This window comes from Colwellia psychrerythraea, from assembly GCF_000764185.1.
Classification (GTDB): Bacteria; Pseudomonadota; Gammaproteobacteria; order Enterobacterales; family Alteromonadaceae; genus Colwellia; species Colwellia psychrerythraea_B.
The window spans coordinates 53,125-68,425 of record NZ_JQEC01000027.1; the positions used below are offsets into that span (position 1 = coordinate 53,125).

A 15,301-nucleotide genomic window follows, 5' to 3' on the forward strand; every position below is an offset into this window, starting at 1 on the left:
TTGCTATTAGACATTTTGTGGCTCCGGTAATGAGCTTATTGCAGACGATTTTTCATCTTCAGCGGTCTTTGATGCAAACTTCTTATGATCAAACAACTGATATAGTACAGGTAGTACAACCAAGGTTAATAATGTTGAACACAGTAAACCACTAATGACGGTGATCGCCATTGGCGTTCTTAATTCAGCGCCCTCGCCCATGCCTAAAGCCATTGGTAATAAACCAAGTGCCGTAGTTAGTGTTGTCATAATTATTGGCCGTAATCGAGACTCGGCAGCCTGCTTTATCGAGGCACTCTTATCCAAACCTTGTTCGCGTAATTGGTTAATTCTATCCAATAAAACAATGGCATTATTAACGACAATACCCGCTAACATAATCAAACCAATGAAGACAATGACACTAATATTACTGCCGAAAAAATATAAACCATAAATAGAGCCTACGCCTGCTAACGGCACACTGAACAAAATTAATAATGGCTGTAATAATGACTCAAACTGAGATGCCATCACCAAATAAACTAAAAATACCGCCAAGGTTAATGCCATTAACATAGAGTTAAATGACTGCTGCATCTCTTCACTTTGGCCGCCAAAAGTTGGTATAACAGTTAAAGGCAGTTTTAATTGTTTTATTAACTCATTTGCCTTGGCCAAAGCGCTATTTTGATCACCTATAGCTATGTTGGCACTGATAACGGCAACACGCTGTTGGTTAATGCGATTGATTTGCGCTGGGCCAACAGTTTCAACTATATTACTGATGCTATCTAAGGTAATGGGGAAGTCATCATTAGGGTTAACCACCAGCTCTCGTAAATCACCAATTGAGTCGCGTTGCTTTTCATCGCTACGTACCAATATATCTATCTTGCGATCAAGTAGGGTATATTTGCTGGCTATATTACCGCCTATTTTAACAGCAACAAGCTGTGCTATATCCGGAGCATTTAAACCTAACTGAGCAATTTTTTGCTGATTAAAATGAATGGCTAACTCTGGTTGCCCTTTCCTTTGGCTATTGGCAACATCAACAAATTGAGCATCTTGTTCCATCAACTGAGTTAGTTGCTTAGAGTAAGTTGTTAGTAAATTAAGATCATAACTTGCCAATTCTATGCTGATTGGTTTACTAAAAGTAAATAACTCAGGTTGGTTTAACTGTGTTGTTGCGCCAACAAGTTTTTGTGTATATTGACGAATATCAGCCATCACTTGTTGTTCATCTTGGCTATCATGCAACATTATTTGTAACCTAGCCTGATGTTCACCACCTTTATCGGCATTACTGGTCATCAAACTGCCTCGTCCAGTTAATGAATAGCTGCTTTTAATACGCTCATCACTTTGTAATTGCAGCGCTATTTTATTGATAGTGCTATCAGTTACTGCCAGTGGTGTACCTGGCGCAAGCTCCAGTTCAAGATAAAACTCTCCTTGAGCAAGAGGCGGTAATAGTTCTACGCCAATTTTAGGTAAGATGAAAAAAGCAGAGCCAGCAAAGCTCAAACTTATCAATAAAGTACTAATGCTGTGTTTCAAAGAGAGTGATAACAATGTCGAATAAAGCGCGGCTAATTTATCAAAGATAAAGTTAAAACCTGCCGTAAGTGGTTTCATCACAAAAGAGGTGATTTTACTCACACCATGAAAAGCCAAAAGTACAATACGCATGATCAGCATTGGTAACCAAATAAAAATGGCTTTAAACGGTAAGGTTAATATAAAGCTAATTTTTTTATACCAAACCAAGGCTTTAAAACCAATACGCTCTTGCGCGGGTTCTTGACTGTTTGGCTCTAATTCTTGAGAAGCCTGCCTTGAAGCCAACATTGGAATCAATGTTAACGCGACAACTAATGAAGCAACTAAAGCAAAGGCAACGGTCATCGCTTGATCTGCAAATAACTGACCAGCAACACCTTCAACAAAGATTAACGGCACAAAAACCGCCAGCGTAGTTAACGTTGAAGCAATAATAGCGCCGCTGACTTCTTTAGTGCCTTTTCTCGCAGCTTCAACAACATTAAGTCCTTGTTCTTTATAGCGGGCAATATTCTCAAGCACCACAATGGCATTATCGACCAGTAGACCTGTTGCAAGCGCAATGCCGCCAAGAGACATAATATTAAGACTTATGCCGTTACCATACATCATATTAAAAGTAGCAATCACAGAGACTGGAATTGACAGTGAAATGATCAACGTCGGGATAATTGATCGTAAGAAAAGGTACAAAATAAACATAGCTAGCAAGCCACCAATAATTGCTGCAGATTTCACTTCACTAATGGCATTACTAATAAAAGTCGATTGGTCATAGACTACGGTTAATTGATAACGATCCCCCAATAATTTATTAATCGCGTCTAATTTCTTATTAATTAATTTAGCCACTTGTACCGTATTAGCATCCCCTTCCTTATATATGGCTAATTCAACGGCTTCAACAGCATTAATACGAGTTACATCAGTACGCTCTTTGTAACCATCAACAATGGTAGCAATATCGTTTAGCGTAATAATTTGCTCATTTTCCCGATAAACCACCAATTCGCCAATTTGATTAATATTGGTAAATTGGTTTAGTGTACGAACTAGATATTGGGTATTACCTTCAATTAATTTACCCGCAGAGATATTAATGTTTTCAGCATTGATGCGATTAATGATCTCTTGGCTACTTAAATTAAGTTGCGCCAATTTATGTTGATCAATAACCACTTGATATTCTTGTTCAAGACCACCACCTAGCTTAACCGATGCAACACCAAGCAATGACTCTAACTGGCGTTTAACATCGTATTCTGCAAATGTTCGAAGCTGAGTTAAGCCAGCAACCGAGTTGTCCGATGTTTGTAAACCCAAGCGAATAATGGGATCTAAAGACGGATTAAATTTTAAAATCAGTGGTTTTTGCACATCTAAGGGTAGACGAATAAGATCGAGTTTTTCCCTGACTTCTAAACTGGTGATGTCCATAGCAACATCCCACTCAAACTCCAGTAATACGTCTGACTGGCCTGCTTTAGATACTGAACTGATTTTTCTTAAACCTTTTACCACACCCACAGCTTCTTCAATGGGTTTAGTAATTAACTGTTCTATTTCAGCGGGCGCTGCGCCAGTATAGTTGGTTCGTACAGTTAACGTTGGGTAGCTAAGTTCAGGTAATAAATTCACTGCAAGGCGAGATAAACCAACTAAACCGAACAGCATTACCGCAAAAGTAAACATCCATACCGTCACAGGACGTTTTATTGCCACATCAACAATGCTCATGATAAAGCTCCATTAGTATTTACATTACTCATTAGCAATACGGTACAGATCAAAATTACGGTGACTACTGGGTGTTTTACAACCACAAAGAACAGACTATCAATCAAAATATTCATGTTTACGATTCTCTATTTAGTGGTTTTTGCTATGGCTGTTTCTGTCTCAGCTAATTCATCATTATTAAGACTGTCTTCATCGCTTGTTTTAGCATTTAATATTTCAACCAAGGCATTTTCTTTGAGGTTATGATGACCATTAACCACCACGCTATCACCTTCTTGCAGCTCTCCGCTTATCTCGGTGAGTTGCTCTTGTACAAAACCTTTGTTGATTAACACTTCTATCGCTTTATTCTCTTTTACTAAGTAGATTTTACTTATGTTATCAAGGGTAATGATTGCATCCGTTGGAATAGTTAACGTGTCTTTATGAGTATCAAAAGTCAGTGCTATTTGGGCAAACATCCCTGGCTTTAATTGCAACTGGTCATTGGCAATAGATAAAATAACTTTGAAGGTACCACTACGACTATCGATTACAGGGGAAATTGAGCGTATTTTCGCAACAAACTGCTTATCTTGGCGTGCACTAAATTGTAATACTGCCTGCTGTCCTAATTCAACATAACTCAGTTTATGTTCAGGTAAATAAACCACAGCTTGTAAACTTGACTGGTCAACAATATGAAATAATTTTTGATAACCTTGAGTAAAGTAGCCGGTTTTAATATGGCGCTTAGCGATGTAACCCGAAATAGGTGCAACGATTTGGCTATCTTTTAAATCTAGTGCGGCTAATTCCTTTGCCGCGACTGCAGCTCTATGTTGGTATTTCAACTTATCTGACGCTTGTGCACTCACTAATTGTTTTTCAGCCATTAAAGATAAACGTTTTAACTCTTGATCAAGGCCCGCTAGTTCGGCCTCTGCTTTATCAAGTGCTAATTGATAACGTCTGGCATCAACTTTAGCAAGCAGTTGACCTTTTTCAACAAAGTCGCCTTCTTCAACACTCAACTCTTCAATAATGCCGGTAACACGCGTAATAATATCAGCTTCATTTCGAGACTCTAACGTCGCCGTAGTATGAAAATTTGATGAGATATCTTTACGTTCAATACTGGCCACCATCACAGGTATGGCAAATTCGGCAACTTCTTTGTCTTCTTCCTTAGCCTCTGGTTCAGAGCATGCTGTTAAAAAAGCAGCGGCAAGTATAGTAGTAGAGAGTAATAATGTTTTAGAAAAAGTAAACATGGGGTATTTCCGTATTTTTAATAATGCATTAAAAATAGCACAAGCTGTGCCAGTTACTCATTCCTCATATGTAACAACAAGTTACATATATTAACCCAAACTAACATCATCAAATATGGTTAAATTAACTAATAAGTTAGTGTTTTACGTAATTATTATTGTCAAATTCACTACTTAAGCATCAGTAACATTTTCAGCTTAAATAATAGCCAGAGGTCATGGGAAAAGGGTAAAGAGCTTTGTTTAACACGCTAAAACTCATACTGTACAAAAGATAACACCAGGCCAACAATTCTCAACAGTGTGGTTAATCACCTTTGGTTATTATGTCTTCACTAGCTAAACAGTGAGGTAGAAATTATGTTGAATAGCCATATCCAGAGTAATGAATCAAAGTCTATAAATGCTTTTTTAACTGATAGCAGGCAGCAGAACTATAATCAAGATACATTATGGGACAAACTTAACTTTAGCCAACAATATGCCGTATGTAGTCTAGGACAATTTGGCTATTTACTCACTTATGTGCGTTCCTTTGGTGATACTACTTTGGCAGTATTAAAGCAAAATGACAAAATTGCTACCATCAATGAAGCTGGCGTAATCAATATTAATCCCGCGATTTATTGCCGTCAGTAATATCAAAACTTATCATTCCCTGAGGCAATGAAGAATGCAAAAAGGCGAGCTATTTCTCGCCTTTACCTTGTCATAAGTTAAACCGATAAGTTCACAGGACTAGATCAGTTACACTTACCTATTTACACTAAGCCACTTAAGCTGGGTAATTAAAACTTAGTCCTTTAAAATAAGCTTTTTAGCTTGCTATGCTTTGCTAAATTTCATTTCAGGTACTTCACCTTCAATAACTAACTCACCTTGAGTTAACTTGATAATCTCTTCCACCGACACCCCTGGCGCACGCTCAAGTAAATGAAATTTACCGGATTTTATTTCAATAAAAGCTAAATCTGTCAGTACTTTTTTAATACAGCCACGACCTGTTAACGGTAAAGTACAGTTAGTCAGTAGCTTTGACTGACCGTGTTTTGAAGCATGAGTCATGGTAACAATAATATTATCAGCACCAGCCACTAAATCCATCGCCCCGCCCATGCCCTTAATAAGTTTTCCTGGGATCATATACGAAGCAATATTGCCATTTACATCCACTTCAAAAGCGCCTAATACGGTTAAATCAACATGACCGCCACGTATCATGGCGAACGATTCTGCTGAATCAAAGATTGACGCGCCTTTTGCCATAGTAACCGTTTGTTTACCAGCATTGATTAAGTCGGCATCAACTTCTTCATCTGTTGGGAAAGCGCCCATGCCCAATAAACCATTTTCTGACTGCAACATAACCTCTATATCTTTAGGGATAAAATTTGCAACCAGTGTTGGTATGCCTATGCCTAGATTAACGTAATAACCATCTTGTAATTCTTGCGCAACACGCTGTGCAATTTGATCTCTTGATAAAGCCATAATTATTCTCCTAAAGGTCGCGTGGTTCGCTGCTCAATACGTTTTTCAAAACTGCTTTGAATTAAGCGATTAACATAAATGCCAGGGGTGTGAATTTCATCAGGATCTAACTGACCGGGTTCAACTATCTCTTCCACCTCAACGACGGTTATTTTCCCTGCGGTTGCTGCCATGGGGTTAAAATTACGTGCGGTTTTTCTAAATACAAGATTGCCATATCTATCGGCTTTCCACGCTTTTACTATGGAAAAATCACCTGTAATTGACTCTTCTAAAATATAATCACGACCATTAAACTGACGTTCATCTTTACCCTCTGCCACAGGCGTACCAACACCGGTCGCAGTGTAAAATGCCGGAATACCCGCACCACCAGCACGCATTTTTTCGGCTAGTGTACCCTGAGGGGTTAATTCAACACTAAGCTCTCCCGACATCATTTGTTGTTCAAATTCTGCATTTTCACCAACATAAGAAGCGATAATTTTACTAATTTGGCGATCAGGTAATAATAAACCCAAGCCAAAATCGTCTACGCCACAATTATTTGAAACCAGCGTTAGTCCCTTTGTTCCCTTGCGCTTTATTTCACTGATTAAATTCTCAGGAATACCACATAGGCCAAAGCCACCAGCAATAATGGTCATATTATCCGTTAACCCAGACATAGCTTCTTCATAGCTATGAACAACTTTATCAAATCCTGACATCGCTTATTACTTTTCACTTCGGTGAAAAGTCCTTAGTAAGTTTTAAGTGATTAGCAGTTTTAACCAATTGCATAGATTTGTGAAATTGATTAATCTTAAGTATTGATAACTTTTATTAATAAATGATATTTATAACTTATTTTTATAAATAATGAATGTCGACAAGAGTACAGTTAATGAATATCACCTTAAAACAAATCCGAGCATTTCTTAGCATTGCGCAAGTAAATAGCTTTGCTGAGGCCTGTGAATTACTACACATTTCACAGCCGGCTTTAAGTATTACCATCAAAAACTTAGAAGCTATCATTGGTGGTAAGCTCATTGCACGATCAACTAGAGCAGTATCGTTAACACCTGAAGGGGAATTGTTTTTACCGGTAGCTAAACGCCTGCTTAGTGATTTTGATAATGCTTTTATTGAGCTTCATGAAAGTTTTTCTTTAAAACGTGGTAATTTATCTTTTGCCGTTATGCCCTCTTTTGCCAGTACTTTATTGCCCAAATACCTGGTGAACTTCAATAACCAATATCCTGCAGTAAAAGTAAAGGTTCATGATGTTATTGCCGAAGATGCTGTCGACATGGTGCGCTCAGGTAAAGTAGAGTTTGCCATCAGCTTTGATCCCGGCAGCTCAGATGATCTGAACTTTGACACTCTGTTTACCGATAAGTTTATCGCGGTATTTCCCAAAAGCCATCCACTTAATAACCTCGTTAAAGAAGATAAAAAACCACAATGGCAGCAGCTTAGTCAATACCCATTCATAACGCTGCAAAGGCCTTCAAGTATTCGTTTATTGCTCGATGAGACCTTAGCTAAACAAGGCATATTCTTAGATATAGCTTTCGAGACAAATCAATTAGCAACAGTCGTGCAAATGGTGGCTAATAACCTAGGTATTAGTGTTATTCCCTCACTTTACAAACAGCAACTATCAAAGCTAAACCTTAGCTACTGTGAGATAGATGAACCAGCTATAAGCCGCCGCGTCGGTATTATTTGCAAGCGTCGGCACAGTTTTTCACAAGCGACTACTGAGTTTTTAAAAATCCTTCAACATAGCTAGCAGCTACTCCCATCTAGTAAAAATAGATAACCTGCCACACCTTATTTCATGGCACTAAGGTAGTAAATCAACTTAGCTTCAATTCAGTTAAGGTAATTTCATGACTAAAAGTAACGTCAAGTTAACTTCAAATACGGAGCTAACTTAGCAGCCTGCGCTCTTTTCAGCATAAGGACATGCTGATATTTTTATGAAAATTATTTTATGAAACTACCCTAGGAAACACTATGTTTGAAAGTACCCTATCAGAAAAAATAAACTTAAAAGCTTCAAACCTACAAGGTAAAACAGCTCTTATCACTGGCTCAACAAGTGGCATAGGTTTAGCCAGTGCTCATGTTTTGGCTGAACAAGGTATTAATCTAGTGTTACACGGCTTAATGAATGAAAATGAAGGTGCCAGCCTAGCGCATGAATTTAGTGAAAAATATCAAATTAAAACCCTGTTTGATAACGCCAATTTAATGGACTCAGCCGCCATTAGTACTTTTATGGAAAAAGCGCTTAAGGCCATGGGCTCAATCGATATATTAATTAACAATGCCGGTATTCAGCACACCGAAGCCGTGGATACTTTCCCTGAGAATAAGTGGAACGCCATCATTGCCATTAATTTAACCGCAGCTTTTCATACTATTCAGCATTCATTATCGGGTATGAAAGAAAATTCATGGGGCCGAATTATCAATATTGCATCAGTGCATGGTTTGGTTGCCTCTAAAAATAAAGCCGCATATTGCGCAGCAAAACACGGCATCATTGGCTTAACCAAAGTTGTAGCGCTGGAATGTGCAGAGCATGGCATCACGGCTAACGCCATTTGCCCAGGCTGGGTAGATACACCACTTATCAACGAGCAAATCACTGATATTGCGGAAAAAGAAAGTAGCAGCTTCGAGCAGGCAAAATACCAACTCATTACCGCTAAACAGCCGTTACCCCAAATGATGGAGCCACGCCAAATTGGTGAATTTATTCTTTTTCTTTGCAGTGATAGCGCTCGCAGTATTACCGGTTCATCTTTACCTATGGATGGTGCCTGGACAGCCCAGTAAACCTCTGTAGATAAGCCGTTAATACATTGATAGCCATTATTGAGTAAATAAATTACCTAGCTTTCTTTTAAAGACATAGATTAAAGGCTGACTTTAAAAAGCACTTACTCATAACTTTCACACGTTTAAAATTTTTAATAAGTTCAATGAATTTGAGATAAATTAATATGTTAGCAGATGACCCTATTGTTATTGTTTCAGCGCAACGTACCGCTATGGGTAGCTTTCAAGGCTGCTTTAAAGACGTTGTGGCAACTGATTTAGCAGCGACAGCGATTAAAGCTGCGCTGGAAAAATCACTCCTTACTCCCGAAGATATTGATGAAGTAATTATGGGCTGCGTTTTACCAGCGGGCCTTGGCCAAGCACCGGCAAGACAAGCCACTTTAAAAGCAGGTTTATCACAAAATACCAGCGCAACGACTATTAACAAGGTATGTGGATCAGGTATAAAGGCCATGATGTTCGCCCATGACCTTATTAAATCTGGCTCTATGAATATTGTCATTGCTGGTGGTATGGAAAACATGACCAACGCACCTTATATGTTAGCCAACGCTAGAGCTGGCTTTCGTATGGGACATGGCAGTATAAACGATCATATGATGACTGATGGTCTTGAGGATGCTTATGAAAATAAAGCTATGGGCTGTTTTGCGCAAACTACCGCTGACGAGAATCACTTAACCCGTGAAGATATGGACACTTTTGCTATCAATTCATTAGCTAAAGCCACACAAGCTATATCAGCAGGAGCCTTCGATAATGAAATTGCCCCTTTCACGGTAAAAAATCGTCGCGGTGATACCATTATTGATACCGACGAAGCGCCAGCACTAATGAATATAAAAAAAATCCCTAACTTGCGTGCTGCCTTTGCCAAAGACGGCACCATTACAGCTGCCAATGCTTCTTCTATTTCTGATGGTGCTGCGGCATTAATATTGATGAAAGCATCAACAGCAAAACAAAAAGGTCTTACCCCCCTTGCGCGTATTATTGCCCATGCAAGTTATGCGCAAGCGCCAAAAGATTTCACCCTTGCTCCCATTGGCGCCATCAAAAATTTGTTAACAAAATCTCAGTGGCAACAAGCACAGGTAGACCTGTGGGAGATCAACGAAGCTTTTGCCATGGTGACCATGTTAGCTATCAATGAGCTTGATATTGATCCCGCTAAGGTGAATGTTAATGGCGGCGCCTGTGCATTAGGTCACCCTCTTGGCGCCAGTGGTGCCCGTATCGTCACTACGCTCTTGCACGCCCTACTCAATCGAAATCTAAAGAAAGGTGTCGCCAGTTTATGTATTGGTGGCGGTGAAGCAGTAGCTATCGCTATTGAGGTAATTTAAATATGTCTAAAGAAGCAATATCTAAAGAAAAAGTATTAAACACTAAGACTGAAATATCTGCTGGCGAAGCGATCAGAAGACAAGTGATGGGTGATAACTTTGTTGATGCCGCATTGAGCAAAGCCACTGATTTCACCCTGCCAATGCAAGATTATATTAATGAGCATGGTTGGGGTTCTACTTGGCAACGCCAAGGTTTAGATTTAAAAACGCGTAGCTTGATAACCATAGCAATGTTAACTGCACTCAAAGCACCACAAGAGCTAAAAGGTCATATTCGCGGTGCACTCAATAACGGTGCCAGCATTGAAGAGATTCGAGAAGTACTATTACATAGCGCGGTTTATTGCGGTGCTCCCGCGGCTCAAGAAGCGTTTCGCGCAGCACAAGAGGTTTTGTAAAAAAAAATCAACTTAGCTACCAAGATAAATGTAGGTCACTGCTTTATCTTGGTATTCCCTCTTCACTACGAATAAAACCAGTCACTTAAAAAAACCACCATCTCCAGCACCTACAGTCACGAAAAACACAAATACATAATCCCTTATATCAATACAATTTAAATCATTACGGTCAAGATGACTTGATCTATTAAAATTTGTATTTCACATGCTACTAAAGAGCCACTTATTTTTACTAAAAAATTATCTAGAGTGAGGGTGTGCAAAAAACGCACAAGGATTACCGTACCCAAGGATAATTATAATAAATATAAATTAAGGTTTTCTAATGAAAAAATTATTATCAATAGGCATTAAGCAAATAACAACACTCTTTACTTTACTCTTAATACTACCACTAAATGTATATGCCGGTAGCTGGCAGCAAAATGTCAGCATTGGCGGCTTTAATAAAGTGCATATATACACCCCTGATTCAACATCACCAATAGGTGATGGCCAATCACTACTGATAGTGCTGCATGGTTGTGTGCAACCAATAGATAACTTTTTAACCGCAAATTTAGAAAATGCTGCTGAGGCATCAGGCATGGTAATAGCGGTGCCTGATGCAATGAACAAGGCAGGTTATAGCTGTTGGTCATATTGGCAAGGCAGCATATCAAGAACCTCTGGTGATTATAAAAACTTAATTAACCTTGCTAATACAATGTCAGCTGATGCCCTTAGAAATATCGATGCCAAACAAATCTACCTTGCCGGCTTATCATCAGGTGCAGCTATGTCAGCACAAACGGCCTGTTTAGCACCTGATATTTTTGCAGGTGTTGCGCCAAGTGCAGGTCCCACCATAGGTACCAGCTCTAATGGTGCAATTACCACTTGTGAAACTGTTTCAAGCACAACATTTAAATCTCGTTGTGAGAGTTATGCTGGCTCAGCTAAGAATCACTTTTCTACTCAAATAGCTGCGATAGGTCACGGCACAGCTGATACTACAGTCAATACCTGCTATAACCAACAAAATGCCGATGGCTTTGCTAATGTCTATGGGGTAACAAAAATAGCCGGTAACAATACAGTTACGGAAGGCGTAGGACATAGCGCTTCTGAAACACTGTGGACCGACAACCGCATTGCCATGTTATGGTTCGATAATCTAGATCACTCATGGTCTGGTGGCATTGGCGCTAGTGGCGATTATGTTGCAGATAGCAGTATTAATTTTGCCCGTTACCTAGGAAAGTTTTTTGCTGATAATAATAAACGTGTTGACCGTAATGCAGGCCCAGTTATCAGTAATTACAATGTTACGGTTCAAAGTTCTCAACTCAGTATTAGCGGTAACGCCATCGACAATGAAGGCAGTGTCGACAACGTTAACATTAGCATTTATGCAGTTGACTCATCGAATCCAATACTGATTGAAACACTTAATACTCAGGTTAATGTGACTGATGGTTCCTATAGCGCTACCTCGACAACATTAGCTGATGGTTTATATCAAATTACAGCGATAGCCACAGACAGTGAAGCTAAAGCTGGTGATAATGTATCTGTTACAATTAGAGTGGGTCCAGAGCCGCCAGCAACAGCCCCTATATTATCAAATACTCAAGTCTTTGTTGCCGGACAATGCGCAACAGTAACGGGTAGTGTTATAGATATTAATCAGAACCTAGCCAGTGTCGTGGTTAGTTTTGTTAATGGTGATATTAACGCTACTGTGTCTCAAAATATTTTTACGGCAGAGCAATGTAACCTACTTGGTGGGCAACAAAACGCTACTATTACTGCAACAGATACCAGTACTTTATCAAGCAGTGGCAATATAAGTTTTATTATTGATACTGGCGTGAGCGGCGATTACAACCTACATATTAATGCCGGGCATATCACTTGGGGTGAAGGTTACTCTGCTTGTTACTTAGCATTTTCTACCGATGATTTCATAATGCGTGAATATCCTGCTGGCACTAATCAATGTCAATGGATTTCCGACACAGAACCTAGTTGTGCTGGCCCAAATCAAAGTTGTGTTGTGAACAATAATGATGCTGATAACGATACCATTATCGATAGTGCTGATAACTGTCCAAACATTAGTAATGTCGACCAAGCGGATAATGACAATGATGGTTTAGGTAATGTCTGTGATGCCACACCTAACGGTGATAGTCCTGATGGAGAGAGTGATATGGATAACGATGGCATAATTGATAGTGTTGATAATTGCCCAAACATTAGCAATAACAATCAAGCTGATAACGATAATGATGGCTTGGGTAATGTTTGTGATAGTACACCTGATGGTGACAACCCAGATCCTATTTTTACCTGTCAGCAATTTACCAGCAGCAACTATGCGCATGTACAAGCCAATAGAGCAACCACCAATGGTTTTTATGCCTATGCTGTTGGCTCAGGTGAAACACTGGGGCTTTATAATATTTTTTACTCGGCGACACTTGCACAAACAGCAGAGAGTTTCTTTAGTGTAGGTACATGTCCATAAAAAAAATCGATTAAAAGCATATAACTAGAACTTAAAAAGCCACACTAATACCCTAGTGTGGCTTTTTTGTAACTACTGCTTTTGAATGAATTGATGACAGTTTTTTATTTACTAAGAGATCTTTTCCCTATAAATAACAAATAAACATCATCTGAAGTTAAAGTAATCATTTCAATGATTACTTAGTGCATACTGAAGACAATACAATTATATATTTTTCAATGTATTTTATAATATATTGATTAAAAACCTACCTTCATATTACTAGATATAACTCGGTATTTTTCAACCACGGCTTAAAAATGTAGTGTTGTTACATGGATAATTAATATGTTTTATATAACTTTATGAGGTCTAGATTTTATTTATAGCTTAAACGAATCTAATAGGAGCCTATTAAAACACTGTTTATTCGCACAGTTCCTGGTGTTTATATCTGTTTGCGTGAAATAAAGCATAAATGCATATTTCACACATCCATCAGTTTGTTGTTTTTGTAACTTATTGATTGAATGTTTGTTGTAGGTTATTGTGATTTTATAAAAAATGAAAGATGACAAAATGTCATGTTTAAACATGACATTTTGTCATCTAATAAGCTGTTAGGTGTTTCGTGAATGTATCGATAAATCACTGCCCAATCTGCGGTTTTAAAACAGATGAAAGTCATGCATCAGTTTTCGAATTACGCTGTTCATATGATATTTGTGATTGTTGCGGCTGTGAGTATGGATATGACGATGATCTCAAGTTTTATGATGATTGGGTAAAAGGCGGGTGTGTTTGGTTTGAGGCTAAAGTAAAACCACAAGGTTGGTCATTAGACTATCAAGTTAAAAACCAAATAAGACCTTGGCCACCTAAATAAACACCTAACAAGCGTTTTCAAGTCGGACTTGATCTTCCCCCGATAAAACGGACACCAAAATCTAACTAAAGATGAGGTGTCTTATGCCTAAGTACAACAATCCAAGACGAACTTGGAAGTATTCAAATGACTTCAAAGTCAACGCTATTCAATTAAGTTATGTTGTTGGCGTCACAATAAAATCAGTCGCTGAAAAACTCGACATACACCCGTTTATGCTGTCACGATGGCGAAAAGAATATCGTGAAGGGATCATTGTGGCTGATAAACGAAAAAAAGTGGCTGGCCAATCAAAAGCCAAAAAAGTACTTACCAAAGAACAACAACTAGAACGTGAAAATAAACAGCTCAAGGAGGAGCTGTATATCCTAAAAAAGTGGCAACGGTTTCTTGCCGAGGAACATCAAGCCGATATCGATTCATCGAAAAACTCAGAGCCGACATAAAGGTAACGAGATTACTGAAGTTTTTTGATGTTTCTAAAAGTGGCTATTACGATTGGTGTGAACGTCAACCAAGTGCTAGAGCGATAGAGGATGTTGAACTTAAAAAGAAAATTCAGCAAATATTCACTGAGAATAAAGGACGCTATGGTAGTCCCCGCATATTTAAAGCCTTGCAAAAGCAAGGATACAGCATAGGTAAAAAACGTGTTGAACGCTTGTATCGTGCACTTGGCTTGGTCGCTCGAGTGATGCGCGTGACGACACGCTCTGCGTTTTATAAGCGCTTCCTTACGACAGGTAAAAACTTACGACCTGATGGTGAAGTGCCATTGGTTAAAAATAAAGTATGGGTAGCAGATGTCACGTATTTGAAAGTGAAAGGTATATGGCGTTATTTATCGGTAATAATGGATTTATATTCACGGCGTATTATTAGCTGGAGTTTAGATAAAAAGAGAACGATGGAAGTCACCAAACGAACACTAAAAAATGCAATAAAGAACCGAAGACCTCAAGGTGGTTTAATGCTGCATACAGACCGAGGTGTGGAATATCGAGGTAATGTTTTTCAAACGGCTTTAAAACGAGCAGGTATTACACATAGCTTAAGCCGAGCGGGTAAATGTACTGATAATGCGCATATGGAGTCATTTTTCCATTCAATGAAGACCGAAGTTATTCGCGGTAATGTATTTAATAGTGATAAAGAACTGCGCGGAACACTTGGAAGTTACATTAACAAATACTACAATGTTTCGAGGCTGCATTCAGGGATAAATTATTGTTCGCCAATAGAATATGAAGCCCTGGCAGCGTGAAAAAAAATGTGTCCGTTTTATCGGGGGAAGATCA

General features: G+C 38.8%; 12 protein-coding genes. 8 read left to right on the forward strand and 4 right to left on the reverse strand.

Going from position 1 to position 15,301, the window contains the following annotated elements; all coding sequences use genetic code 11:
- Nucleotides 1-6: 6 nt before the first annotated feature.
- Together GAB14E_RS11755 and GAB14E_RS11750 are read right to left on the reverse strand one after the other, a co-directional pair.
- Nucleotides 7-3,285 (reverse strand): efflux RND transporter permease subunit, encoded by a 3,279-nt coding sequence (locus tag GAB14E_RS11755; RefSeq protein ID WP_033082340.1) that lies wholly within the window; start codon nt 3,283-3,285, stop codon nt 7-9.
- Between the two features lie 128 nt (nt 3,286-3,413).
- Complete coding sequence (locus GAB14E_RS11750; RefSeq protein ID WP_033082341.1) at nt 3,414-4,541, reverse strand: efflux RND transporter periplasmic adaptor subunit; 1,128 nt, start codon at nt 4,539-4,541, stop codon at nt 3,414-3,416.
- Nucleotides 4,542-4,901: 360 nt separating this feature from the next.
- On the opposite strand from GAB14E_RS11750, the gene GAB14E_RS11745 reads away from it, so the two are divergent.
- The gene (locus GAB14E_RS11745) at nt 4,902-5,180 is read left to right on the forward strand and encodes a hypothetical protein (RefSeq protein WP_033082342.1); all 279 of its coding nucleotides are present in this window, start codon (nt 4,902-4,904) and stop codon (nt 5,178-5,180) included.
- A gap of 186 nt (nt 5,181-5,366) precedes the next feature.
- Here the strand turns inward: GAB14E_RS11745 and GAB14E_RS11740 are convergent, their stop codons facing one another.
- Both GAB14E_RS11740 and GAB14E_RS11735 read right to left on the reverse strand, forming a co-directional pair.
- Nucleotides 5,367-6,032 carry a 3-oxoacid CoA-transferase subunit B gene (locus tag GAB14E_RS11740; protein ID WP_033082343.1) on the reverse strand — a complete coding sequence of 222 codons (666 nt, stop codon included), beginning with the start codon at nt 6,030-6,032 and terminating at the stop codon, nt 5,367-5,369.
- Between the two features lie 2 nt (nt 6,033-6,034).
- A complete protein-coding gene (locus tag GAB14E_RS11735; RefSeq protein ID WP_033082344.1) occupies nt 6,035-6,742 on the reverse strand; it encodes a CoA transferase subunit A in 708 nt (235 codons plus the stop codon).
- Nucleotides 6,743-6,918: 176 nt separating this feature from the next.
- On the opposite strand from GAB14E_RS11735, the gene GAB14E_RS11730 reads away from it, so the two are divergent.
- From GAB14E_RS11730 to GAB14E_RS11695, 7 genes are all read left to right on the forward strand, one after another.
- On the forward strand, nt 6,919-7,812 hold the full coding sequence (locus GAB14E_RS11730; RefSeq protein WP_052093672.1) for a LysR family transcriptional regulator: 894 nt from the start codon (nt 6,919-6,921) through the stop codon (nt 7,810-7,812).
- Nucleotides 7,813-8,039: 227 nt separating this feature from the next.
- Nucleotides 8,040-8,867, forward strand: a complete 828-nt coding sequence (locus GAB14E_RS11725; RefSeq protein WP_052093673.1) for a 3-hydroxybutyrate dehydrogenase — start codon at nt 8,040-8,042, stop codon at nt 8,865-8,867.
- Nucleotides 8,868-9,034: 167 nt separating this feature from the next.
- Nucleotides 9,035-10,219 (forward strand): thiolase family protein, encoded by a 1,185-nt coding sequence (locus GAB14E_RS11720; protein WP_033082345.1) that lies wholly within the window; start codon nt 9,035-9,037, stop codon nt 10,217-10,219.
- 2 nt (nt 10,220-10,221) lie between these two features.
- A complete protein-coding gene (locus GAB14E_RS11715; protein WP_052093674.1) occupies nt 10,222-10,620 on the forward strand; it encodes a carboxymuconolactone decarboxylase family protein in 399 nt (132 codons plus the stop codon).
- Nucleotides 10,621-10,948: 328 nt separating this feature from the next.
- Nucleotides 10,949-13,135 carry an extracellular catalytic domain type 1 short-chain-length polyhydroxyalkanoate depolymerase gene (locus tag GAB14E_RS11710; protein WP_033082346.1) on the forward strand — a complete coding sequence of 729 codons (2,187 nt, stop codon included), beginning with the start codon at nt 10,949-10,951 and terminating at the stop codon, nt 13,133-13,135.
- Between the two features lie 613 nt (nt 13,136-13,748).
- Complete coding sequence (locus tag GAB14E_RS11705; RefSeq protein ID WP_033082347.1) at nt 13,749-14,003, forward strand: hypothetical protein; 255 nt, start codon at nt 13,749-13,751, stop codon at nt 14,001-14,003.
- A gap of 83 nt (nt 14,004-14,086) precedes the next feature.
- Nucleotides 14,087-15,267, forward strand: a protein-coding gene (locus GAB14E_RS11695) for an IS3 family transposase (RefSeq protein ID WP_156115705.1) whose coding sequence is annotated in 2 segments (ribosomal slippage) — nt 14,087-14,372 and nt 14,372-15,267 — 1,182 coding nt in all. Because the reading frame shifts where the segments join, the coding sequence is not laid out codon by codon here.
- Nucleotides 15,268-15,301 lie beyond the last annotated feature (34 nt).